The 23,987-nt window shown below is 40.3% G+C and carries 15 protein-coding genes and 1 riboswitch; of the genes, 3 read left to right on the top strand and 12 right to left on the bottom strand.

All coding sequences use genetic code 11. From position 1 onward, the window contains the following. Positions 1 to 298: 298 nt before the first annotated feature. The 6 genes from V7K79_RS06150 to V7K79_RS06125 form a co-directional block, all read right to left on the bottom strand. A complete protein-coding gene (locus V7K79_RS06150) occupies positions 299 to 2,272 on the bottom strand; it encodes a hybrid sensor histidine kinase/response regulator (RefSeq protein WP_335045681.1) in 1,974 nt (657 codons plus the stop codon). Next, positions 2,269 to 2,745, bottom strand: a complete 477-nt coding sequence (locus tag V7K79_RS06145) for a response regulator (RefSeq protein WP_335045679.1) — start codon at positions 2,743 to 2,745, stop codon at positions 2,269 to 2,271. Before V7K79_RS06145 ends, V7K79_RS06150 begins: the two co-directional genes overlap by 4 nt. Then, positions 2,742 to 5,879, bottom strand: a complete 3,138-nt coding sequence (locus tag V7K79_RS06140; RefSeq protein ID WP_335045677.1) for a PAS domain S-box protein — start codon at positions 5,877 to 5,879, stop codon at positions 2,742 to 2,744. Before V7K79_RS06140 ends, V7K79_RS06145 begins: the two co-directional genes overlap by 4 nt. Positions 5,880 to 5,883: 4 nt before the next feature. Continuing rightward, positions 5,884 to 6,123, bottom strand: coding sequence for a helix-turn-helix domain-containing protein (locus V7K79_RS06135; protein ID WP_335045675.1), 240 nt, complete (start codon positions 6,121 to 6,123; stop codon positions 5,884 to 5,886). 96 nt (positions 6,124 to 6,219) lie between these two features. Continuing rightward, entirely contained in the window at positions 6,220 to 6,387 is a 168-nt protein-coding gene (locus V7K79_RS06130) for a hypothetical protein (protein WP_335045673.1), read from the bottom strand. A 529-nt stretch (positions 6,388 to 6,916) separates the two neighbouring features. Continuing rightward, on the bottom strand, positions 6,917 to 10,714 hold the full coding sequence (locus V7K79_RS06125; protein WP_335045671.1) for a protein kinase domain-containing protein: 3,798 nt from the start codon (positions 10,712 to 10,714) through the stop codon (positions 6,917 to 6,919). A 154-nt stretch (positions 10,715 to 10,868) separates the two neighbouring features. Here V7K79_RS06125 and V7K79_RS06120 point away from each other — a divergent pair, with 154 nt between their 5' ends. Further along, positions 10,869 to 11,090, top strand: a complete 222-nt coding sequence (locus V7K79_RS06120; protein ID WP_335045666.1) for a hypothetical protein — start codon at positions 10,869 to 10,871, stop codon at positions 11,088 to 11,090. 31 nt (positions 11,091 to 11,121) lie between these two features. Here the strand turns inward: V7K79_RS06120 and V7K79_RS06115 are convergent, their stop codons facing one another. The 4 genes from V7K79_RS06115 to V7K79_RS06100 form a co-directional block, all read right to left on the bottom strand. Continuing rightward, the gene (locus V7K79_RS06115; RefSeq protein ID WP_335045664.1) at positions 11,122 to 12,420 is read right to left on the bottom strand and encodes a P-loop NTPase fold protein; all 1,299 of its coding nucleotides are present in this window, start codon (positions 12,418 to 12,420) and stop codon (positions 11,122 to 11,124) included. Between the two features lie 145 nt (positions 12,421 to 12,565). Further along, positions 12,566 to 13,573, bottom strand: a complete 1,008-nt coding sequence (locus tag V7K79_RS06110; RefSeq protein ID WP_335045663.1) for a pentapeptide repeat-containing protein — start codon at positions 13,571 to 13,573, stop codon at positions 12,566 to 12,568. A gap of 110 nt (positions 13,574 to 13,683) precedes the next feature. Next, a complete protein-coding gene (locus V7K79_RS06105) occupies positions 13,684 to 15,159 on the bottom strand; it encodes a pentapeptide repeat-containing protein (protein WP_335045661.1) in 1,476 nt (491 codons plus the stop codon). 352 nt (positions 15,160 to 15,511) lie between these two features. Beyond that, positions 15,512 to 16,222 carry a pentapeptide repeat-containing protein gene (locus tag V7K79_RS06100; RefSeq protein ID WP_335045659.1) on the bottom strand — a complete coding sequence of 237 codons (711 nt, stop codon included), beginning with the start codon at positions 16,220 to 16,222 and terminating at the stop codon, positions 15,512 to 15,514. A gap of 199 nt (positions 16,223 to 16,421) precedes the next feature. Between V7K79_RS06100 and V7K79_RS06095 the strand changes: the two genes are divergently transcribed. Both V7K79_RS06095 and V7K79_RS06090 read left to right on the top strand, forming a co-directional pair. After that, positions 16,422 to 17,612, top strand: a complete 1,191-nt coding sequence (locus tag V7K79_RS06095) for an FAD-dependent oxidoreductase (RefSeq protein WP_335045657.1) — start codon at positions 16,422 to 16,424, stop codon at positions 17,610 to 17,612. 186 nt (positions 17,613 to 17,798) lie between these two features. Continuing rightward, positions 17,799 to 17,883: riboswitch (ZMP/ZTP riboswitch) on the top strand. A gap of 37 nt (positions 17,884 to 17,920) precedes the next feature. Continuing rightward, the gene (locus V7K79_RS06090; RefSeq protein WP_335045655.1) at positions 17,921 to 18,472 is read left to right on the top strand and encodes a GNAT family N-acetyltransferase; all 552 of its coding nucleotides are present in this window, start codon (positions 17,921 to 17,923) and stop codon (positions 18,470 to 18,472) included. A 159-nt stretch (positions 18,473 to 18,631) separates the two neighbouring features. Here the strand turns inward: V7K79_RS06090 and V7K79_RS06085 are convergent, their stop codons facing one another. Beyond that, complete coding sequence (locus V7K79_RS06085) at positions 18,632 to 20,470, bottom strand: tetratricopeptide repeat protein (protein WP_335045654.1); 1,839 nt, start codon at positions 20,468 to 20,470, stop codon at positions 18,632 to 18,634. A 303-nt stretch (positions 20,471 to 20,773) separates the two neighbouring features. Continuing rightward, positions 20,774 to 23,941 (bottom strand): plasmid replication protein, CyRepA1 family, encoded by a 3,168-nt coding sequence (locus V7K79_RS06080; RefSeq protein ID WP_335045652.1) that lies wholly within the window; start codon positions 23,939 to 23,941, stop codon positions 20,774 to 20,776. Positions 23,942 to 23,987: the final 46 nt, after the last annotated feature.

The raw sequence follows: 23,987 nt of genomic DNA, 5'->3' as shown, positions 1-23,987 counted from the left end.
CTGCAATGAATCAATTTAAACCCTCTTATGCTTCTGGATGATTTAGCTCCTAAACTACTTGCTTATTCCGGAAAGTGACAGAAGAGGGATATTTATAGATTTGCAGAGGCGCAATACTGTTCGGTTTATACAAGAGACGCGATGAATCACGTCTTTGCAATCTAAAATTATCCATTCCCCAGATATTTCTCAACATTTACGAGAGTATTTACTCAGATTTTTTATTATTTGTGAAGAATAGTTTAAAACCTGTAATATTAAGCATAGTTCATCTAATTACTCAGGTTGATAATAAACCCTAAGTAGATTGGACTAAATTAGAAATCGCCATGAGCAATTCCTCTGGTGCTACAGGTTTAACGATGTGCTGCTGAAACCCTGCTCTTAATGCGTACTGCTGATTGATTTCGCCTGCGTAAGCAGTCAGAGCGATCGCCGGCATCTTTTTTCCTCCAATTTTTGCTTCCAGAGTCCGTACCTGTTGCATCAGCATATAGCCGTTCATCTCTGGCATTCCAATATCGCTGAGTAAGATATCTGGTTTTGACTGGGTTAGGGCTTGTAATGCTTCGTATCCTGATGCTACTGCGGTGACGATCGCGCCAAACTGTTGCAGTACAATACTGAAAAAGTCGCGGGTATCATCATTGTCGTCAACAACCAGCACTTGTAAACCCATTAGTGGAGAAGAAGTAAAAGTGGCAGTTGAGGAATCAGTTTTTGTGTCATCCTCGATTGTCGCCCCGTCTTTGATCAGCGGCAATCTAACTGTGAAAATCGCTCCTTTGTCCTCGCCAGGACTTTTTGCCCCAACCGTTCCCCCGTGCATCTCGATCAAGTGACGAGCGATTGCTAAACCTAACCCTAATCCACCAAACCTTCTAGTTGTTGTACTATCACCTTGACGGAAATAGTCAAATACATAAGGTAAAAAGTCAGGGTGAATGCCTTTACCTGTATCGCTGACGGTAATCTGCGCTTGAGCGTCGATACGCTGCAATCGCACACTTACTTTTCCCTTAGCCTCAGTAAACTTGACGGCATTCGATAGAAGGTTCCAGAAAACTTGCTGTAAGCGGGCTGAATCGCCCAAAACTTTCCCCACATTTGGCTCGATCATCGTCTCAATCTCAATGGTTTTAGCCTCTGCTGCCAAATGCACTGTTTCCATTGCGGCTTCAATTGTGGATACCAAATCGACTGGAATCGTGTTGAGGCTGAGTTTGCCTTGGAGGATGCGAGAAACATCTAGTAAGTCTTCAATTAGTTGAGCTTGTAATTTGGCATTGCGCTCAATAGTTTTCAGAGCTTTGTTGAGCGATGCCTCATCAAATTTCCGACTCTGCAACAATCTTGCCCAACCGAGAATCGGATTCAAAGGCGATCGCAATTCATGAGAAAGTACTGCCAAAAACTCATCTTTGATTCGGTTAGCAGCTTCAGCTTCCGCCCTGGCTGTTTGTTCGAGTTGCAAAAGGCGATCGCGTTCTGATTCGGTGCGTTTGCGATCGGTGATATCAGTTAGCATAGCGATCGCACCCAAACACTCACCTTGCTCATTCAAAATCGTTCTGGCAGAAATCAGTGTCCAGATGTACGAACCATCTTGGCAGCGCAATCGCCCTTCTTTGAGATCGCTCTCTTCTCCTTTGAACCACTTTAGTTTCGCTTCGTCGGCTGTATCATCATCAGCCCGATCCATAAAATCAAATATAGAACGACCGAGTATTTCTGCTGCCGGATAACCTAACATCTGAGATATCCGCTGATTCACAAACTCTGTTCGGGCTTCAGAGTCAATCATCCAGATTCCCTCATAAGAGGTATCAACAATTCGGCGATACTTGGCTTCACTCTCCTGTAAAGACTTTTCTACTTGCTTGCGCTCACGCCGCTCTTGAGCTTCCCGCAATGCCCGTTGCACTGAAGGAACTAACCGCCCTAGTCGTTGCTTTAATACATAATCGGTTGCACCGTTCTTCAAAGCTTCGATCGCTAATTCTTCACCCAGAGCAGCAGAGACAAAGATAAAAGGAATCTCAGGAGTGCGATTTCGGGCAATTTCCAAGGCAGAAATTCCATCAAAAGAGGGCAAGGCATAATCGGCAAGAATTAAATCGAAAGTTTCTGTTTCCAGAGCAGCTAAAAAATCAGCACCGGTTTCGACTCGGATCAGTTGGCAATCAATTCCCCCTTCGGTTAGTATCGCTTGGGTTAGCTCTGCATCTAACACGCTGTCTTCCAAAAGAAGGAAACGGAGGATATTCATCATTTGCTCTCCTTTTGATGATGAGGTGCCGCAGGTAAAGCACCAACCGGAGGCTGATTGATCACTGCCCAAAACAGGCCAACACCTTTAATAGAATCGACAAAATCATGGTAATCTACAGGCTTGACAACATAAGCATTAACCCCTAACTCATAGCAGCGAACCAAATCCGGTTCCTCGCGGGAAGAAGTCAGTACCACCACTGGAATTACTCGCATTACTGGGTCAGATTTGAGTTGTGTCAGCACTTCTAACCCATCAATTTTAGGCAATTTCAAATCGAGCAGCACTACCACAGGATACCCTTCCATTCGCAACCGGAACAACCCCCGGCGATAAAGATAATCTAATGCTTCTTCTCCATCACGTACCACGACTACTTCATTGGCGAGATGGTTTTCTGACAAAGCGGCAAGGATTAACTCTGCATCGTTGGCACTGTCTTCAATTAGCAGAATCCGCTTCAGTTCTTTCATTCATTTTCCTTTTTGGACAATTTAGGCAGCGAGAAATAAAAGGTGGCGCCACTGTCAACTATAGCCTCTGCCCAAACTCGACCATTATGCCGATGAATAATGCGTTGCACGTTTGCCAATCCAACACCAGTGCCTTCAAATTGTGGGTCGCTATGCAGACGTTGAAATACTCCGAATAGCTTGTGTACATATTGCATATTAAAGCCTATGCCGTTATCTTGTACAAAAAAGATAACTTCGTTTTCATTGTCAATACTTCCAATAGTAATTTCTGCTGGGTTTTGAGTCTGGGTATATTTTACGGCATTGCCGATCAGGTTACGAAGCACCAGCCGCAGCATGGAGGGATCGCCCTGCGCTTCTGGCAGTGGCTCGATGTGCCAAATGATTGTGCATTTTGGGGTTTCTGCGATCGAGTCGCGTTTTACTTCTTGTACCAATTCCTCCATATTGAGGTTGATGTAGCGCATTTCCGTGCGCCCCATGCGAGAAAATGTCAGCAACTCATCGATCAGTATTCCTGCCCGTTTGGCAGTTTCGGCAATTATTCTTAAATAGCGCTGACTTGTTTGATCTAAGCTGGTTGAAGTTTGGCGCTTCTGAAGCAAATCGACAAATCCGGCGATGTGGCGTAACGGTGCCCGCAAGTCGTGAGAAACTGAGTAAGAAAAGGATTCGAGTTCTTTATTAGCGGCTTCGAGTTGGGCAGTGCGTTCGTGAATTCCCAGCTCTAGGATTTCATTGAGTTGTTGCAGAGAGGCTTGGGCAAGTTTGCGCTCGTGAATGTCGCTGGCAATGCCCACCCACTTGATAATCTGTCCGCTTTGATCTCGAAATGGTAAACCCCGGACAATATGCCAACGATAGCTACGATCAGAAACTTGCCGGAAGCGAACTTCTACTTCGTACTCTGTGGCGTTAGCAACAGCCTGCATGGAAGTTTTTAAGACACGATCGCGATCATCAGGGTGAATGGCATAAATCCAGCCATAGCCAACGGTCTGCTCCATTGTCAATCCGCTATAGTCTAACCAGTATTGATTACAATAGGTAATACCACCATCGCGATCGCCCATCCAAATTGCTTGTGGTGATACCTCTGTTAAAATTCGGTATAGCTCCTCACTGTCACGTAGCGCTTCTTCTGCTAACTTGCGATCGTGGATATCAACACAGGAGCCGATATAGCCAAGAAACTCCCCTGTTGGTGTTAAGCGTGGCACACCAGTATCCAAAAGCCAACGGTGTTCGCCATCAAAGTGTCTGAGGCGATATTCCATTGTAAATTTTTGTCGGGCATCAAAGGCATTGATGTATGTATCTAAGCAACGCTGAAAATCATCGGGATGTACACCTTCAGCCCACCCATTGCCCATCTCTTGCTCCAGAGTCCGCCCGGTAAAATCTAGCCAGAATTTATTAAAGTAGTTACAAAGTGTGTCAGTGCCGGACATCCACACCAGTATGGGAGTGGTGTCTGCCATTTGGCGAAAGCGAGCTTCACTTTCACGCAACGCTGCTTCTGCCTGCTGGCGTTTGCGTAGTACAACTTGCTGTTCGCTAATGTCGGTGACTAAGGCTGCATACCCTTCAACGATTCCCTGTCTATTAACCTGGGGAATATAAATGGCATTAACGTAGCGTGTCCCACCATCTTTATAAGGTATTTCACTTTCAAATGTAACCTGTTCTCCTGCTAGTACCTGTTCTACATAGCGACGAATTCCTTGATATGCAGGTTCACCCACAACTTCCCAAATATACTTTCCATATATATCTGCCGCCGGATGCCCAAACCAATCTTGATATGCTCGGTTGTTGAAGCGGTAGCGTTGTTCTGAATCTACAAAGGAAATCAGAACTGGCAACGTATCTGTAATTAAACGAAGTTCTGTTTCTCGTTGCCGCAGTGCTTCTTCTATGAGCTTACGGTTGGTGATATCGCGCCAGCAATCTATTGCACCAATAATCTCACCTTGGGAATCTCGAATTGGTACAACGTTAGCGATCGCTGTAATTGCAGTACCATCTGGACGTTCAATAATGTATTCTTGATTGCGGATAGTTTCACCATAGCGCGTCGCACGGTATAAAGGTAGTTGCTCTAAGGTGAGGGGCGTTATACCATCAGCGAGAAACAGATTGTAGAGCTGAACATAAGACTCAGAAGATATGCCAACGAGAGATTCACTCGCTCTGCCCAAAAGCTCTTGTGCGAGTTTGCTGTTAGCGATGATTGGGAAATCAGGGGAACCGCCAGTAATAGTAATTCCCTCTGGGACGTGTTCTAGGAGCAATTGTAAAATGCTTTGGGCGACTTCTGCTTGGTGGGAGCGATGCTGGGCTTCTGCTTCGGCTTGTTTGCGTTCGCTCAAGTCAAGAGCAAAACCAATGATTGTCCGATCTCCTTGTTTGGCAAAACCAAGTAAAACCGGAACTAGAGAGCCGTCTTTGCGGATGTATTCCTGCTCAAAGGGCTTACAACTCCCAGTAATTGTCAGTTCTTGAATCGCTCGCTCGCTCACCTCAATGTATTCGAGTGGAACGATCTCGCCCCAGCGGATTCGACTAGAACGCAAATCCTCGCGGGTATAATTGAGCATTTTTAGAAAGGCATCATTGGCTTCAATGATTAAGCCATTGAGATTGACCACAATCACCCCAATAATATTAGACTCGGTTAAGCAACCAAACCGTGCCTCACTTTCGCGTAATGACTTCAGGTTCGCTTCAGCTTTTCTTTGGGCTATGCGGCGTGATTCGTTGAGCCAGATGATTAACCCTGCTGTGATCGTGAACACAACTAGCCGCACTGAAATGTCCACATTTGTTGTAATCTTCAGCAAAGAAAGCGGATGAAGATACAAGTAGTTGATTATCAAAGTAGACAAAACAGTTGCAAGTAGTCCCGGTGCGAAACCCCCGTACCAGGCACTCACCATCACCGCAGCCAAAAATATTGCCGTAGGTACTGCGGTGAAATATGGACGGAGCAGCAGCGTTAGTCCCACTGCTAAGGCAACGGATAGCAAAGCAATACAATAGTGCAGCAGTTGCTCCCGAATGATTGCGCCCTTGTTTCTACCGCCAGCAAAGATGTTTTGGGATTGAGATACCTTCGCTTTACGACTCATAACCCTACTCTGCTTCTAGAAAATACTGATTTAGCAGTCTTTTGCCGGGTTCATCCATCTTCGGTAACATTTCTTTTATTAATTTTAGTGCTATGGATGAAGGGACTGTATGCTGATTCTTCCAACGATTAACTGTTTTGAAATGAACTCCCACTTTAGCAGCAAACTGTTTTTGAGAAAGATTAAGCTGCTGACGAAGTTTCCAAATGAAATCTAAAGTTTCCAGCCGCTTTGTTAGAGACATTTCTGTATTTTATCCCCATAGGATAACTAGGATAATACAGATGTCGTGTTTATTATCTCTTACTTAGAGAAGATTTTAAAAGTGATTGGCTGTAATTTAGGCTTTTTGAGTAATACGATATTGCACAACTTCGTTGATGAATTGACTGCGTTGGCGTAGCCTCTCCTCTGGAGAATCGCTTACCCTTTTAGTATTTAAATTTGCGCCCAGAATAGAAGAGTCATAGTGCTGTAGCAAATCTTCTGAGTCATCGTAAATTGCCATATTACCCAATCCCCTATTTCTTTTACTTCATCATCCCATGAGAGGAGAAGAAGGTTAGAGAAGAGATGGCGATCGCCTGAGATAATTTTAGAAGATGCGTAGATGCTGCCTCGGCTTGTCGCCAGATATTGCCTCAATAAAACTTCACCAACTCCAAATCACGTTCTGCGCGTTGGATGGCTCCCTCTTTTAACTGTTCTCTAAAATTGGCTAAGGTTTTCTGAGCAATATAATATTGCATAGCTTCATTGATGAATCTACTGCGATCGCATAGCGTCTACTCTGAAGAATCGCCTTTTTCAATGACTCGATCAATTAGTTCAATTGTCTCATCTGGCAAGATAATGTTAATCCGGCGATGCATAATGTTTCGCTTTGTCTTGCACGGCAATTTTATTGTACACATCTAAAGTGTGTATGATTGTGCAAAGCGATCGCCTGAGATAATTAAGGAAAGTGCTGCGATCGCCTCAAAATTTTACCAAAGCAAGTCTGATTTGAGGTCTCGACCATTTCTTTGCGTCCTTTTCTACATTGTTAAATCTTGTAAAACCTCTTTAGCTGACTGGTATCTCTCACGAAAGTCGTAAGACACCATCTTATTTAAGACCACAGCCAATTTATGACTAGTTTTGGAAATTTCTCGCCAAATTAGTGTATTTGTGTTCTCCTCTCGCTGGAGTTGGTTAGGAAATTGCCCAGTTAATGCTTGAATAGCAATCATTCCTAAAGCATAAATATCGCTGTTTAGTCTTGGATGACCTACCAACTGCTCAGGAGGTGCATAACCCATAGTACCCACTGCTATCGTCTCATATTGTAAAGTCTGAATTTGTTTGACAGCACCAAAATCAATTAACACAAGTTTTCCATTATCTTCTCGCCGAATTAAATTACTAGGTTTGATATCTCGATGAATCACACCATGATTATGAACAAAAACCAGCACTTGCAACACATCTTCAAGTATATTGATCACTTGCTGTTCTAGTAAAAATTTACCATAAGTTAATTCTTCTTGAAGAGAATGCCCATAAATATACTCTTGTATAAGATACAATTGCTGATTATCTTCAAAATAATTTAGTAGTTTTGGAATTTGATTATGTTGTCCTAGAATATTTAAAATATCAGCTTCATTTTTAAATAAACGTCTAGCAACTTCTAAAAATTGAGCCTCCTTATGTTCTAATTGCAAATGCTTTACTACACATAGAGGATTATCTAAATGATTCATATCTTCCGCAAGGTAAGTCCTACCAAAACCTCCAGAACTAAGATTTTTAATAATTTTGTAACGCTTGTTCAATAATTTATTTATGATAACAGTATTACTATCAAGTTGCATTGCCGTTCTGGGATTAATCTCATTTACTGTTAACGTATTTTGCAACTGGTTTATACGTATCTCTTGCTCATAAATCTGAAGGATTAGGTTGTCTTTTTGTTGATTATTTTTATAAGCTAAATAGCCAGCTATAATACCTCCAAATCCTATCAATCCAAGAGATATTTTATCTTGATTAGTCGAGTAAATTCCAATAGAAAATAAAATTGACGTTATCACCAAAGCAGCATTAAAAATTATTTTCCTCCACAAAGGATTTAAAATAAATATATATTTTAATACTTGTTTGATTTGATTTAATAGTTTATTTAAAATAATAACTAATTTATTGCCAATAGAATTAGTTATTATTTTATTGTCAATATTAGTTATAATAGTTCTTTTGGAAGTTAATAGTATATTTAATGACTGTGGTACTACCGAAATATTATTTGTTTGAAGGAAAGTTTTATTATTAAAAATTTCTTTTTTAATAGAAAATTCTATCTTTTGACGAATCAAATCAACTAAATAATCATGAACAAGTTGATAGCGGTTGCCGTAAAATTCTGGGAACAAAGATACTAATCCTGATTTGACTAAAATTTCTAAGACTAAATCCAATTTGTCTGAATCTGCTCCTAAACCAGCTTTCAAGTCAGCGTATGTCTTAATAGGACGAGTACCATTGTTATTTGTTAGCAAATACAGCACTAATTCGGCAGTATTTTCATTACCATAACCAAAATCCCTTAATACTTCCTCTAAAAAACGCTGGAGAAGTTTCTCCTTTGTGCCAAATTGATAATACTTTTCTAAAGTAGTTATTTTATCTGTTTGTAGCTGTACTCCTACTATTTGTAACTCAATAGGCCGAACTTCTCTTGTTTCACCTGCTAAATCATTTACTAATTGCTCAATTAACTCAGGTTTAAAATCTAAATGCGTTCTCTCAGTTAAATTGTGAATAACATTTTTAGCTTCTTGTCGTGAGAAATTAGCTAAATAATAACGATTTCTTTTTGTTAAGATATCATTATTTATTGTTGACATATAACTCAAACGTTCACATTCTAATAAATAATGTAAATAATCTTCTCGTAACGAAAATATAATTTTGACAAAAGGAATATCTAAAGAGACGCGTAAAAATTCATAAAAGCTTTGTCTTGTAACTTGATTTGTGTAAACAAAGAAAAACTCTTCAAACTGGTCAAAAATTAAAACTGTTAACAAATTTCGGTTAGCATTTTCTCTGAGATGTTCCAAAATTGCTGCTATTGAATCTAGTTGGATAGATTTGTTATCTCTTACTTTATCAAAAGCCTCTACTAAAGACTTTCCTAACATTTTTACCCAATCTGTATAAGTTCGCAAAAGAACAGGTAAGGCATCTCGCTCGCCAATAGCTTCTTGTCGAAGCGTCGGAATTAATCCTGCTTGTAAAATTGAACTTTTACCGACTCCTGATTGACCATGAATGACAATCAATTTATGCTCAGTCCCACTAATTCTTTCAAGCAACCGCTTAACATCCTGCCCCCGACCAGAGGCGGCAATTTCTTGAGCAATGGTTTCAGAATTTTCAAGTTGTAACTGTATAGAATTAATTGCTTGTCGCTGTGGGTTGAGATAAGATGCACCAACAAAAGCGCGAAAGCCATACTGTTGTTCGATTTGTAATTGTTCTTGCTTAATATTAAAAGCTTTCAGATATTCACCTTGTTCAAAGTAGAGTAAGCGCAACCTTTCTAATATAGATATATATAATTGTGGATTGTACTGATGATTGCTTTCAAACTTTGCAGTTTCTAAACTATTAATTGCTACTTGAGCTTGACCTAAACCCTGTTGAGATTTTGCTAAAATAAACCGATACAATCCCAATTCATCTGATTGAAGATTAGGGATATTAGCTAATATTTGCAATGATTGCCCCGCAAGTTGATAAGCTTCATTCCAGAGTGACTGTTCTAAGGCTACTTCTGCCAAAAAACCATAATCTTTAGCCAATTGCAACGGCGTGCCATAATTTTGATGTAGCGGCAGAGACTTGTCCACAAGGTTTTGTAACTCTGACCATGCTTGCAAATCTCGTAGTACTTCACCCAGTTTAGTAATATGTTTTGCAACTAAATCTGAACGTTGTGCTTGTTCAAAAATTTCAATAGCTTGCTGAAAGTAATTTCTCGACTCTTGCCAATAGCGTTGATTTTCTATTTGGTTTTTTTCAGATTGGCGGTTATAAGCTGAAGCAATATTAACGAGTAATATACCTTGTCGCTCTAAATAATTACTTTGTCGCCAGAACCCCAAGCTTTGTTGATAATGTGATAGAGCAGAATCTATCTGGTCATGTAGATAATCATTTAAACCAAGCAAAAACTCTAAACTTGCTTGAAGTGCTGCTTCTAACACTTCTCCTCGATTTTGCAAATCTTGACGGGCGGTTTCTAGTTCCCGGCACATTTGGGGATTAGGCGTTACATCATCAGCAAAGATTTTGTCACTTTTTTGCTGAAGGAAGTTGACTAACTCATCAGTAGGGTTTTCAAACTCAATGATAGTTGCCCAATTTTCTAAATCAGTTGCTAATCGAATAAGTTTTTGCAGAACTGAATTATTAACCCACAACAATATCGGAAACGGAAAGTTCTTTCTAAACTCCTCCCGTACTTGGTTAGCTGAAGTCAGAACTGTATCAATATCTTTAACCGACTCCAAACCAACAATCATCAACGCAGGTGGCTGTTCATCTCCCAGTTGTTCGCTTATATTTGTGTAAAGCGTTTTGACTGATGCAGGTAAGGTAATTTCGCATATTTCCACAGGAGAGACTTGGTGCAGCCGTTCTACGATGCGCTGACGTAAAGCAACATAATTACAGCGCAATATAATCAGCGAAAATTGCCCCTGAGAAAAGGTAATTGCTCTGACTAAAGTTTGTAATGAACCCTCATTGTCAAAGGCTAAATTTTCCGGTTCTTGCTGATTACTCATAACATACAGCAGTTTTGTTTTGCATGAAGTACAAAGTTACGGTTTTTGAGGCAGGAGGCAGGGGGCAGGGGGCAGGAGGCAGGAGGTAGGAGGCAGGGGGCAGGGGGCAGAAAGGACGATTTATTGCTAGTTGTAAAAAGCTGTAGTTGTGAAGATGACAACTGACACGGCTCCCGCACTTGCTGATATAGCTCCCGCACTTACTGATGTAGCTCCTGCACTTGCTGATATAGCTCCCACACTTGCTGATATAACTCCCGCACTTGTTGATATAGCTCCTGCACTTGCTGATATAACTCCCGGACTTGTTGATACGGTTCCCGTAATTGCTGACACTGCTAACGTTGTGTCATTTTACAAAATACCTGATAGCTAAGAGCGTACAACTCTACGCCTCTATAGGGGATTTATAACCTAAATTCTTTGGCTTGTGCCAAAATTGGATTGATATCAAACCATGAACCATCCTCATTCCGGTATTCAAATACAAACATACTGCGGAGCAAAAGTTCGTATCTTTCATGACCTCTCAAGTTTTTCGCTTGCGCTACCTCACGTAGTAATTCCCATTCATCAGGCGTAATTGCCAAAGTTAGCTCATTGCGGCGTTGTTTAATCACCCTATCCACACACTCCCGCGACAAAGGTGGGTCTTCTTGCTGAAGACAGCGAAACAATAACATCAACAAGTTACGCAAATGACCGCCGCTAACTTGGCAAAGTCGCTCTAAAGTATCAGGACTATCAAAAACCTCAGTAATTAAATTCCGACTTTGTTCCCAACTGACACCAGGAAAAGCCCTCGCCATCACCATTTGTTGCAGCAGCGTAATTCCTTGTGAAAATTGTGAACCATCTTGTAATTCTACAGGAACCATCGGCAAAACCTTGGGGTCTGCGCCAAAGCGATTTGTTAACCTTCCTAAAGCGTTGGAAAAAATCAACACTAACGGAATGGTATAAACAACATGACAATTTAGCTGGTTTAACTGTTCGCCCCGTTCCACAAAGAGATATTCTGGCTGATAATGACCGGAAGGTTTTTGAGAATTATCTACTCTGTCGAGATTATCTATAATTACCACCAGTCCTTTTTTACCCTGCTGCTTGAGTTTTTCTCTAGCAGGCTTGAGCAATTCTTTGTTTATTGATTCTAAAATGCCGTTGGTGCGCGGTTCTAAATATTGCCGTAACTGGGAGCGGAGTTTGGGACTATCTTTAGTTTTGGCAGTAATTTTGGCAATACCTACAGATAACTCTCCCCCAAGTTCTATTGGCGTTTGCAAAAATTCACCAAGTTCAGTAAACAGAGTTTGAAAGTATCCTGGCTTGAGGTTAATTTTTATTGCTTCCAGACTTTGACTAACTTCACGAGCTACTGCTAATAAAATATCTGTAACATCAATATCAGCCATATCCAGGCTTTGGCTAGACTCGAAATAAACCACATGAAATCCCTGCTGCTCTAACTCTGCCTTTAGCCGCAGTAATTCAGTGGATTTCCCACAACCGATATGTCCGGTAAACAATTGACAAGTGGGTTGCTCAGGTGAAAGGCGGGTGATAGTTCGCCCAAGTTCCTCAATAATCTTGGCACCACGCACTTTAGAGAAATCAATATAATATTGTCTATCCTCCGGTTTGCTCACGACCAGAGTTTTACTGGGGTTGCAAGCTTGAAAAAACCTGACTAAATCTAGTTTCATCACAAATTACCCGAAATCAGTCTAACGCTCTTGCCCATTTCAGTGATTATACAGAGGATAAAGCGGCTATTTCGGAAAAAACTTCTTCAGATTGAGTGATTATTTTTGTCTTAAAGGTTCAAGTCTCAGTATCTAAGGGTGAGATTTAAGCGTTCCAATGTTCGGGTGGTTGAAGATTTTCTGGTAGGATGGTTGTGCGATCGCCAATTGCCAATTCAATCTGGTGTTGTTCTAGGTTTTTGGCTCCAGAAAGGTTTGTCTTTTGTAAATTGGCTTCAATAAGGTTTGCCAGGTGCAGGTTTGCTCCTGGAAGAAATGACCCTTGTAGGTTTGCTTTATAAAGGTTTGCTTGTTGCAGCTTGCTTCCAGAAAGGTATGCTTTTTGCAGATTGGCTTCGGAAAGGACTACTGACCGCAGGTTAGCGTTGTAGAATTCTGCATTTTGCAATCTAGCTTGCATGAGCAATCCTCCTTCCAAATTGCTTGAAATGAAGTCTGCTCTTTCCAAGTTGGCTTTAATGAGGTTTACCCCCCTGATATCGATATTACTTAAATCCAGGCTTTGTTTTTCCTGCTCATTCTCGGCATTGCGGCGTCCAATAACGGTAAGGGCTGCTTGAATATCAGTGCGAATTTTTGTTGATTCCTGCTCCTCGTCTTTTTTTAACGGAGCATTCTCCCGCACAAAAGCCGTGAGGACTTCCATAATTGTCCAGTGATCATCTTTGGAATCTTTAGCAATTCGTTCTAAAGTATAAATTGCCCCTAATCGCACTTCAATCTTTTCATTTCCAAGCTGTTCAATCGCCTTAGCAAAGCGCTCTGTGATTTGCTTGTCTTGTGCAGCGTTAGCATTTTGGAGTGCAGCTTCAGCAGTTTTATTTGCAGCCTCAGCACTTTTATCCATAGCTTCCCAACGCTTTGCTGCATAATAAGCATTGATTAATACTGCAAATCCACCAAAAATCGTCCCAAGAGTTGTTAAGGCTTTAGTTCCATAATCTAGCCTTTGCTCTGTTTCTAAACCTTTAGGATTCAAAAATGCAAAATCAGAAAATAAAAATACCCAGATAACAGCAATTAAAAAAACGATAAATATAACAGCTATAATTATCAAGCAATCTTTAAGTGTGTCTGTCTTGTTATCAGACATAGCTTTAGTCTTCCTCATCTCCTAAATATTTACGGAGACTTTTGGTAAAAACTATAGCATTAATTGAAATCGGTAGAATACGCCCAAATAACGAATGATGCTGCGATCGCTTAACCCGATTGCCGCCAATGTGTCGGTGCTTCGATATAATCAGGTAGGCGAGTGGTGCGATCGCCAAGTGCTTCTCTAATCTGCTGCAACTCTAAGTTTTTCGCTCCTGTCAAAATAGTCCCTTCCAATTTGACATCACTGAGATTAGCTTCTGAAAAGTTAGCTCCCATGAGATTTGCTTGAGTTAGGTTAGCTTGATAAAAGCTTGCCCTATACAGGTTTGCTCCAATCAGATTAGCCTGATAGAGGTCAGCTTCCGTTAAGCTAGCTTCCGAAAGGTTGGCAAAATAGACTTCTGTTTGGTGGAGTTTAGCTGCATTCAAATTAGCCCCAGAAAGGTTAGCTCCATTTAAGTTTGCGCCACAGAGATTAGCACCAATCAAACCTGTTTGGTGAAGGTTGGCTTTACCCAATTTTGCTCCTTGCAAGTTAGCTAAAAATAACTTTGCTCCAGAAAGGTTAGCGACTTTTAAGGTCGCTTGTTGGAAGTTAGCTTTATAAAGGTTCGCTCCCTGTAAATTAGCTGCACGCAGACTTGCACCAGAGAGGTTGGCTGAACGCAGGTTTGCTCCAGAGAGGTCAGCACGATTTAGGTTAGCCCAACAAAGGTTGGCTCCATATAAACTAGCTTTTAGTAATTTGGTTCCATAAAGAATCGACCTAATAAGTTTAGCGCCAGTAAGGTCTGCTCCACTTAAGTCAGCCTCACGTAAGTCAGCCCCACTCAAGTCAGCCCCACGCAAATCAGCTTGTTGCAGGTTAGTTTTTAGTAGGTCTGCTTGTCTAATATCGGTGTTACGTAAATCAAGTTTCTGATCTTTTGGGTCTTCGAGTAAATTACGTCTGCCGATAACAGTCAGGGCTGCTTGAATATCAGTGCGTATTTTGGGAAATTCTTCATGAAGATTTTGATCTACCTGCGGTGTCAGACGCGACCCACTTCTACTCTTACTTGGGTAAACTGCTCCTTGATATTCCGGCTTTTGTTGCTCTCCTTTTTCGTTCTGGATGGGTGCATTCTCTCGCACAAAGGCTGTGAGAACTTCCATAATTGTCCAGTGTTCTTGAGGAAAATCCTGAGCAACTCTTTCTAAAGCATAAATTGCGCCTGTGCGAGTTTCCACCTTTTCATGGCCAAGCTGGGCAATTGCGCCCATAAAGCGCTCTGCAATCAACCTGTCTTGATTGAGTTTGGCATTTTGCAGACCAATTTCTAAGTTTTTCTCAGATGCGATCGCACTCTTGTGCATCGCTTGGGCACGCCTTGCTGCATAATAAGTATTAAACATTGCTGCCGATGCCAGAAAAACTATTGCAGTAGTTGTTAAAGCTTGGTTTCTATATTGGATTTTTTCTTGAATTGACAATTCTTTAATACTGGACAAGACGAAGAAAATTACAGTCAGCGAGCAGCCAAATATAGCTGTTAAAGTTATCAACCACTTAAAAAGAGCGTCTGTCTTTTTAGAAGACATGATAAAAATTTTCCTTACAACCTAGAATTATTACTTAGATGTTGAGGGAAAATAGTATAGCATTTAGCAGAAAATTATAATAGGTGTCAAAACACTCATTGAACTAAGCAATGATATCGAATATAATTTTACGTCACGACACAAAAAAACGCTTGCAGTACAAGAATTACGAATTACCCTCAAAAGAGGGAATGGGGGATAGAAAAAATTTTCATTAACTTGCATTCTCCTGCTTAATCCCGTCTCTTTAGTTAAGAGTTTCTACCTCTTCCCTCCTGCCTCTGCCTCAAAATCCGTAACTTTGTACTTCATGCAAATAAAAACTGTTGTAAGTAATCAAACGGATATGATGTTACTCAGAGAATTTGGTTTCTCTGAGGTTTGCGTCATCAAGTATGGTGTCATAGAGAATTGTTCCATGCAAGCTAGCTAGATATAAACTAGCACGATACAGGTTAGCTCCAGAAAGGTTAGCTTCAGAAAGGTTAGCTGCACTAAGTATTGCTCCTTCTAAGTTCGCTAGATATAAATTAGCTCCAGAAAGGTCAGCTGCACTAAGTATTGCCCCAGCTAGATTAGCTTTGCTGAGATTAGCTCCAGCTAGATTAGCTTGATAGAGATTTGCCTGTTGTAAATTCGCCCCTTTCAAGTTGGCTCCTCTCATATCTGTGAAGCTCAAATCAAGTTGCTTATTTACTGGGTCTTCGTTTGCATCTCTTTTAACGATAACAGTTAGTGCGGCTTGAATATCTAAAGGAATTTTTGTTGACAGGTTGCTCGTTACTTCCTCTTGATGTATATAAGCAGCATTTTTGCGTACAAAAGTAGTAAGAATGTCTACGACCGTCCAATGGTACTGTCGATGATTATGGGCAATTTGCTCTAAATCATTAATTACAGCTAGATTGGTTTCTATGGTGTTATTTTTTAGTTGTTTGCTTGCTATTCTTAAGCGTCGTTTTAGCGATTGATACTGATTCTGTTTAACTTTTTCCTGGAAAATAGGTATCCGTAGGAATGTTCTTGGTATCTGGATGTGAGTTTTTAATGAGATATTTTTCATGGTATTCAAAATATTAATAATTAATGCAAATTAAAAAAAGTGCTGTAAATTTTGAGGAAGTAGATATAAGCATACATCCTCTTGTCATTCCCAATAATAAGTTGGATTCAATAGTCTTGAGTCTTCACTGATAATTAGCCAATCTCATGATAAGTTTGATTTACTTATAATCAATAATTAACTAAAAAAGAATATAATAATGCAGCAAAATATACAGCCAATAGTTCAAAATGTGGTATTAATTGGTGGCGGTCACAGCCATGCTATTGTGATGAAAATGTTCGGCATCAAACCGTTAACAGGAGTACGTTTAACGTTAATTACCACAGCATCAGAGACAGCCTACTCTGGGATGTTACCAGGACACATTGCCGGATTTTACAGCCACAATGAATGCCATATTGACTTGCGACCCTTGGCGAATTTTGCTCAAGCACAATTGTATATTGACACGGTAGTTGCCCTAGACTTGAAAAACAACAAAGTTCTCTGTGCTAACGGACTTGTGGTAGATTTTGATGTACTGTCTATAGATATTGGCAGCACTCCGGCTAGAATATCTGTATCAGGTGCGGCAAAATATGCGATCGCAGCTAAACCAGTATCGCAGCTATTAGAGCATTGGCATGAATTAGTTGAAACCGTAGGTAAAAATCCTCAAGAACTAATTAGGATTGCGATCGTAGGTGGAGGTGCTGGCGGTGTAGAATTAACGCTATCGATGCAATCTCGTTTACATCGGATTTTTCATGAAACTCAACAACCTATTCAAAACCTAGAAATTCATTTATTTCAGCGTAGACAAGAACTGATGCCCAATTATCATCAATCAGTGCAGCGTCAACTTCAGCAAATTTTAACTGACCGAGGTATTAAGTTATATCTTAAAGAAACTGTATGTAAAATTGTACCAATCGCACTGAAGGAAACTAAAGAAGTATTTGAAATTAAATGTGAATCTGGGTTAACGGTAGAGTGCAATAAAATCTTTTGGGTAACACAAGCATCAGCACCCGAATGGTTAAAAAACGCTGGACTAGGAACTGATGAGCAAGATTTTATTTTGGTAGAAGATACATTGCAATCTCAAACGCACCCGCAGGTATTTGCATCTGGTGACATTGCCACAATCATAAATCATCCGCGTCCAAAAGCTGGGGTGTTTGCTGTTAGACAAGGTAAACCTTTATTTGAGAATTTGCAGCGAATTTTATTAAGTAAGTCGCTCAAACCTTATAAGCCACAGAAACAATATTTGAGTTTAATTGGTACAGGAGACAAACAAGCAATCGCAACCAGAGGTATTTTTACTTTACCACCCGACAAACTCTTGTGGCGTTACAAAGATTGGATTGACCGCCGTTTTATGGAAGGCTTCTGCAACTTCTGATGGCATGGCACAGGTAAAATAGTGCAAGCATGTGTTAATAACACCAACCCAAATATTATCCATCTGTAAAATTTCAATCTCAGTAGACTAAGTTTTAATTCTCTATACAAATTAGGAACATTTAGTGCAGATTGCGATTAATATATTTAATATTGTTGATGGCTAAAAGATTAGCTAAAACCATCAACCCCCTCATGTGACTGGCGATTTAAGTAGAAAAAACTACTAGGGAGCATGGGGAAATCTAATGCCGAACGCCTGGGCAGCCACTTTATGTAAGGCAATATGTGTCTTTAGAGGAACTGTCTATGGTTAGCGATAGCAAACAACTCTGTTTCCAACACGCCAGCATATCTGAGGTTCCATCCCTTCACCAAATCTTGGTGGCTTGCGGTCTTGATATGAAAGACCGCTTCGGTTTGAGTCACTGGATGCCGCCAAATTATCCACTTGAGCAAATGCTCCACGATGCTATGGAGCAGGAGGTTTACGCCGTTATAGTCGGCGAGAACCTAGTGGGCACTTTCACACTTGAGATGATGACAACGGCTCCATTGAGCTACATCAAGTATGGAAACATTCTTTGGCAGATATCAGATGTTCCGGCAGTATACGTACATAAACTAGCAATACTTCCATCTTGGCAAGGCAAAGGGATAGGAACATGGTGTATGCAAGCTATTGAGAGGCTTGCGATTGAGTGCGGTTACTCTGCTGTACGCTTGGATGGAGTGAAGACACACCCAAAGCTCTTGTGTTTCTATAAAAGTCGAGGATATCAACAAGTGGGAGAACTAATTTACAACTCAGATGTGTGGGTTGATGCAATTGTCTTCGAGAAAGTTTTAGTATTTCTGTAGAAATCAATTCTACAATTTCTGTTCCTACTGCATTTACAGCCGTTTTAACTTTAGTTGACTCTACCGTACTATTTCAAATACCCTCCTAAACAATGTCAAAGTACTACTGGCATGAACTCACAACGGTTGATTTCCAAAATCTCGATAGTAGCAATATAGCTATCCTGCCGATAGGCGCGATTGAAGCTGTTCAATTAGCTCAATAATTTGTTGGTAATATTGAATATTTCCTTCTTGGTAATATAAGTCTGCGGATTTCTGGAAATCTTTAATTGCTCCTTGAGAGTCTCCCAGATTTCTGTAGACATCTGCCCGGAGAATGTAAGCTGAAGCCCAATTAGGCTGACGTTGTAAGGCTTGGTTTAAGTCTGCAAGCGCTCCTTGTAAGTCTCCCAACAGAGAACGGCTACGACCCCGATTGTACCAGTCTTCGGCAAAGCTGGGGTCGATAGCGATCGCTCGACTGTAATCTTCTATTGCTGCTTGATAATCTTCTAGGGCATAGCGAGCATTGGCGCGATCGCTGTAAAATGCAGCAGATTGGGGATTGATTTGCAAAGCTTGGGTATAATCTGCGATCGCACTTTCATAAGCTTCTAAAGCATAATGGGTTGAACCTCGGTTGTAATATGCTTCAATTAAATCAGGATTAATTTTTAATGCTTGATTATAATCTGCGATCGCTCCTTGTTCATCTCCTAAAAGACGACGAGCATTTCCCCGATTGCAGTACGCTTCAGAAAAATCAGGAACAAGCTCTATAGCTTGAGTGTTATCATCAATTGCTCCCTGTAAATCTTGCAGAGCTTCACGGGCAATACTCCGACCATAATAAGCTGCGGCTAAGTTATCATTAATCTGCAATGCTCGATCATAATCTTTAATTGCTCCTTTATGATCTCCTAAAGAACGACGAGCCGCCGCGCGATCGCAATATCCTTCAGCTAAATTAGGATTGAGTTGTAAAAGGCGATTGCTATCTTCAATTGCACCTTGATATTCTCCCAATCGGCGACGAGCATTTGCCCGAAAGCCGTATACTAAAGCTAGAGTCGGGTTTTCTTGTAATGCTTGGTCATAATCTGCGATCGCACCCTCGTAATCTTCAAGAGTACTACGAACCAAACCGCGCTCACAATAAACTTGCACATCATCAGGATTCAGCTTTAATGCTTGGTTAAAGTCTTCAATTGCTCTGTGATAGTTTTTCAGGTGAGCAAGCACCAAACCCCGATTATAGTACGCTCCAGCAAAGTTAGAATTGATTTTTAAGGCGTGGTTGTAATCTGCAATCGCACTTTGATAATCTGCTAAAGCGTAGTGAGCATTACCTCGGTTATGATAAGCCTCCGCCAAGTTAGGATCTAATTGTAATGCCTGGTTATGATCAGCGATCGCTTCCTGATAATTGCCTAAAATATGGTGAATATTGCCGCGATTGCTGTAAGCTGCGGCAAAATGGGGATACCATTGTAAAGCTTGCTGGAAATCTGCGATCGCACCTTGGCGATCACCATGTTCAAAACGAGTTACGCCCCGATTATGATAAGCATTAGCAATATCAATATTGATATTATCAGCTAATTGAGTACTCATTTCTATTGTTTGGATATAATCTGCGATCGCTTTATCGTAGTTTTCTAAAGCGAAGTAGGCATTCCCCCGGCTGTGGTAAGATTGCGCCAGATTAGGATCGATTTGTAATGCGACGTTATGATCGGCGATCGCGTTTTGATAATCCGCTAAAAAGTAACGAGCATTGGCCCGGTTGTAAAAGGCTATGGCAAAATTGGGATTGATTTCGATGGCGCGATTGAAGTTAGCGATCGCACTGCGATAATCTTTGAGTTGACCGCTTAAAATCAGCCCTAGATTATGGTAGGCTTCGGCATAGTCAGGATTTGACTTGATTGCTTGGGTGTAAGCTGCGATCGCGGCTTGATAGTCTCCTTGCAAATTGTGGTTTAATCCTTGGTTGAAAAAATCTTCAGTATTCATATAATTTTTTCTGCTTTTGACATTCCTTAGCCTAAAGCATCGCGATTGTTAACAATATGTTTTGAAAGTCATTCTAACTACTATTGTACCTGTTGCAACAAAATTTATTTAAAAGCAGAGATTAACTAATCATCACTATATGTTATTTCTAACTTTCATATTTTATTATTTTATCTAATGATTAAATAGCAGTTAAATCTCAACTGTTTAAACCGTGTTTGGGTCAATTCCTTGGTGTTGTAATCTGGCTAACAGATTTTGCGATTGTTCTTCAGGCGTTGAGTCTCTGTTACCATGCAATTACTATATCTTAGATAATAGGAGAGTGGACGTAGATAATATTTTGTCTGTCTTTTCAGACTTCGTTTGTAGAATTTCAAACTTCCAAGCTGAAGAATAATCAGGCAACTTATAACCAATATTCTTAGCTTTAGCCAACATCAACTCATCTCGTTGATACCAAACAGCAAATATTTTTTCCCTGCCATCACATAACGTTTCTAAATCGATTTGATAAACCTCATTTATTCGCTTAAGCTTTAAACCCAATAAATTTAGTAATTTGCTAAGTATTTTTATTGCCGAAACTTGCTCTTGATCGCCAACTAAATTAATCCCAAGCACTCTTTTAATATGTTTACTATGCTGACAAGCAATATTTTTCAGCAATATCAAATCTGAATTGTTCTCAGTAAATTTTTGTTTTTCTTCAAGAAATTGAAGCATTCCTAAAGCTCTCATAGCTTCAACTTTGAGCGTATAAGTTTTTAAATCTGGGAGAAAAACTTTCCCTTCACCCCAAGACAATTGCTGATGCCATTCTTGCTCATCTCTAACGTGAAAGTACTCGCTCTCATGAGTTAAATAATAGTGAATTAACAGTTGATGATAATATCCTTGATCATCCTGCAATTTCAGCCAAGGAGTAATTTCTACACCATACCTCTGTCTGAGAACATATTTGTTGATTTGGTTACGTTCTCCATTCGTTAGGGAATGCTTAACTAACAATTGCTCGTATTCTATATAATTGATATCTTTAGTATTGGCTATAGCAGATGCTACTCCTAGTTGATTTTGCTGCTTAATTTCTTTAATTTTACGTTTAATTTCTTTAGCTTTTTGACGACTTTGTACCCAATCTTTTTGAACCTTGACAATTTCTAAAATTAATCTTCTGCGGGTTGTTAAATCATCAGCGTCAGTTGCCAAAAACGCAAGGCGTAAATCTCGAATAATATTATTATGAACAGCATTACTCCGTATCTGAATTTGATGCCCATCAGCAATAAAACCATCTTGCATCGATTGTCGATAGAGGCGAATAGAAGCATTTACTCTTGCAGATAGCTTTGCCCAAGTTCGCAAATGAATTGGGTCATAAACTAAAGGTAAATCCACATCTATTTTATGCATGGGACTCAGCAAAGCTAAGTTTTCTTTTTGATTTTCTTGATACCAATCAGATAACAAGCGATAATTTGTACTACCACTACCAATTAAACCAATACCTCGTTTAGCACACCAGACAACACGCGGCACATCATCCCTAACTCTTGCTAACGCTTGTCTTGCTTCCGAGTCAGGAATTACCCCTTGAAAAATACCATAAACTCGGTCAAAATGTTGGACATCAATACTAATCCCAGTACCAAGACTAGGGGTAACAAAAACGCCATCATATTCAGAGATTTTTTGATTAATTGCTGCGATAAAATCAACTGCTGCGTGACCAGGTGTGTTAGTAGTATGACTACTAACTATGAGAGTTTTAGGAAATTGCCGTCGTAATTTTTGTAGCCGCTCTTTCAGATAACCTTCAATTGTTTCACAACTATAACGTCCAGCCCGACTATCGGTAGTAACATAACATTTACGTCCCGCAAGTAAATCCAATTCGAGTTGGTGAATTAGCGGTGTTGGATTCGGTGAGTCATAAAAAGTCACGTCCCAACCTTGCTGAGGCTTCCACTGGTTGAGAACTACCCAAGGTGTTAACTTAATTCCTGCTAATCCCTGTAAGTATTCAAGTGAAACATCTGATAAATCAGCATCTTGAGCAATTACTAATCCACCAGTTGTTAAAACTGTGGAAATTAGTTGCTGGAATAGCTTTAATATTTTTACTCGCTTGTGCTTACAAGTATTACTATTTAACAAATGCCATAAAGATTGCTCTACTTCATCTAAAATTACTATTGCTCCACGCCAATTTTCCGGGTTAAGCTTCCAAATCGAATCAATGCACAAGCCTAGAGATTGCTGAGGAAAGAGAGAGCGGAGTAGAGGAGGAGCGGGGGTAAGCGTTTTATTAATCTTTTTCTCCCCATCTTCCTTATGTGTTCCCCATTGAATACCAATTTTTTCACACAAAAATCGTCCAAGTAAGATTCTGTGAGTAATTAATAAAACAGGTTGATTTCTAGTTTTCGCTTGCTGAACAACGCCTTGCAGTGCTGTAGTTTTACCCGTTCCTTTTGCTGATTTTACTCCTATTAATCCAGAAGTGGGAAAGGGTATTTCACCTATATAAGGACGGTTGAAGGTGAGTGCAGCAGGAATGCTTAACTCGGTATGAGGTTTGCTTTGAGCAAGATAAATTTCTAAATCAACACTTTGGCGATAAACTTTCTCGAAGCTATTTGCACCTTTAGCAACAATAAACTCATCAACCCCTTTTTCCATTCCTGGAAGTTCGATGACTTTTACAGAGCAATTTTTTTGCTGGAATAAACAACCAAGTTGAGAAATAGCATTATTTACAGCAGCAATTGTTTTGGGTTGAGTTTCAAAATCAAAGCAAATGTAAAAATTGCGCTTTGTCATCGCAAACGCTGCTAAATCTGGAATTAGCTGACGACGGGTAACTTTGCCAAATTCATCTTTAACAACCCGATAACCACTGGTAACTCCGGGAATGGCAATAGCTACATATCCTTGCGTCAATAAGGTAGCTGCTTTCTTTACACCCTCGCAGATAATCAGAGGGATGTTTTGTTGCATCACCCATTGCCAAAAGCCTCCAGCTTCACCATCATCAGTAATGGTGATGTTGTCAGGCATGACTAGATTATAATGCCCAGCGACTTGCTGCCACACTTGCAAAGTTACCCGCAAACAAAACACTCGCGTTGGCGTGCTGGGGGGATGCTCGTACTTGATGGATTTGCCATTGTGATTTTGTCGGGGTTGGTTTGGCTTAAAGCATCCCCATTCCATTATTTGCCAATTATTCAGAGGGTCTAGTCCCGAACACCACCAACCACCTTCTGTGATGTGAGCATAACGCTGTAACCAACTACTTTTCACCATTCCGGTATTGGTACGGGGGAGTAGTTCAGAAATCAACAGGTACTCATAAGCAGTTACACCTTGAAGCGACCTAAAATTGAGATGCACTAAGTGTAAGTCTATACCACTACTCTTGACTAATTCTTCAAGGTGTTGGGGGTGTAAATAGTGCAGATGCATAGGGAAAGCCTCGAAGGGAAGACAATGAGATTAAAACACTAACATG

The organism is Nostoc sp., from assembly GCF_036917575.1.
Classification (GTDB): Bacteria; Cyanobacteriota; Cyanobacteriia; order Cyanobacteriales; family Nostocaceae; genus Nostoc.
Note: the sequence above shows the minus strand (reverse complement) of the source record. Positions and strands in the feature narration are given on the sequence as shown.

Excerpts from the sequence above, each read along its gene's own strand:
- V7K79_RS06150 (WP_335045681.1), bottom strand. The coding sequence starts at position 2,272 with ATGATGAATATCCTCCGTTTCCTTCTTTTGGAAGACAGCGTGTTAGAT.
- V7K79_RS06145 (WP_335045679.1), bottom strand. The coding sequence starts at position 2,745 with ATGAAAGAACTGAAGCGGATTCTGCTAATTGAAGACAGTGCCAACGAT.
- V7K79_RS06140 (WP_335045677.1), bottom strand. The coding sequence starts at position 5,879 with ATGAGTCGTAAAGCGAAGGTATCTCAATCCCAAAACATCTTTGCTGGC.
- V7K79_RS06135 (WP_335045675.1), bottom strand. The coding sequence starts at position 6,123 with ATGTCTCTAACAAAGCGGCTGGAAACTTTAGATTTCATTTGGAAACTT.
- V7K79_RS06130 (WP_335045673.1), bottom strand. The coding sequence starts at position 6,387 with ATGGCAATTTACGATGACTCAGAAGATTTGCTACAGCACTATGACTCT.
- V7K79_RS06125 (WP_335045671.1), bottom strand. The coding sequence starts at position 10,714 with ATGAGTAATCAGCAAGAACCGGAAAATTTAGCCTTTGACAATGAGGGT.
- V7K79_RS06120 (WP_335045666.1), top strand. The coding sequence starts at position 10,869 with ATGACAACTGACACGGCTCCCGCACTTGCTGATATAGCTCCCGCACTT.
- V7K79_RS06115 (WP_335045664.1), bottom strand. The coding sequence starts at position 12,420 with ATGAAACTAGATTTAGTCAGGTTTTTTCAAGCTTGCAACCCCAGTAAA.
- V7K79_RS06110 (WP_335045663.1), bottom strand. The coding sequence starts at position 13,573 with ATGTCTGATAACAAGACAGACACACTTAAAGATTGCTTGATAATTATA.
- V7K79_RS06105 (WP_335045661.1), bottom strand. The coding sequence starts at position 15,159 with ATGTCTTCTAAAAAGACAGACGCTCTTTTTAAGTGGTTGATAACTTTA.
- V7K79_RS06100 (WP_335045659.1), bottom strand. The coding sequence starts at position 16,222 with ATGAAAAATATCTCATTAAAAACTCACATCCAGATACCAAGAACATTC.
- V7K79_RS06095 (WP_335045657.1), top strand. The coding sequence starts at position 16,422 with ATGCAGCAAAATATACAGCCAATAGTTCAAAATGTGGTATTAATTGGT.
- V7K79_RS06090 (WP_335045655.1), top strand. The coding sequence starts at position 17,921 with ATGGTTAGCGATAGCAAACAACTCTGTTTCCAACACGCCAGCATATCT.
- V7K79_RS06085 (WP_335045654.1), bottom strand. The coding sequence starts at position 20,470 with ATGAATACTGAAGATTTTTTCAACCAAGGATTAAACCACAATTTGCAA.
- V7K79_RS06080 (WP_335045652.1), bottom strand. The coding sequence starts at position 23,941 with ATGCATCTGCACTATTTACACCCCCAACACCTTGAAGAATTAGTCAAG.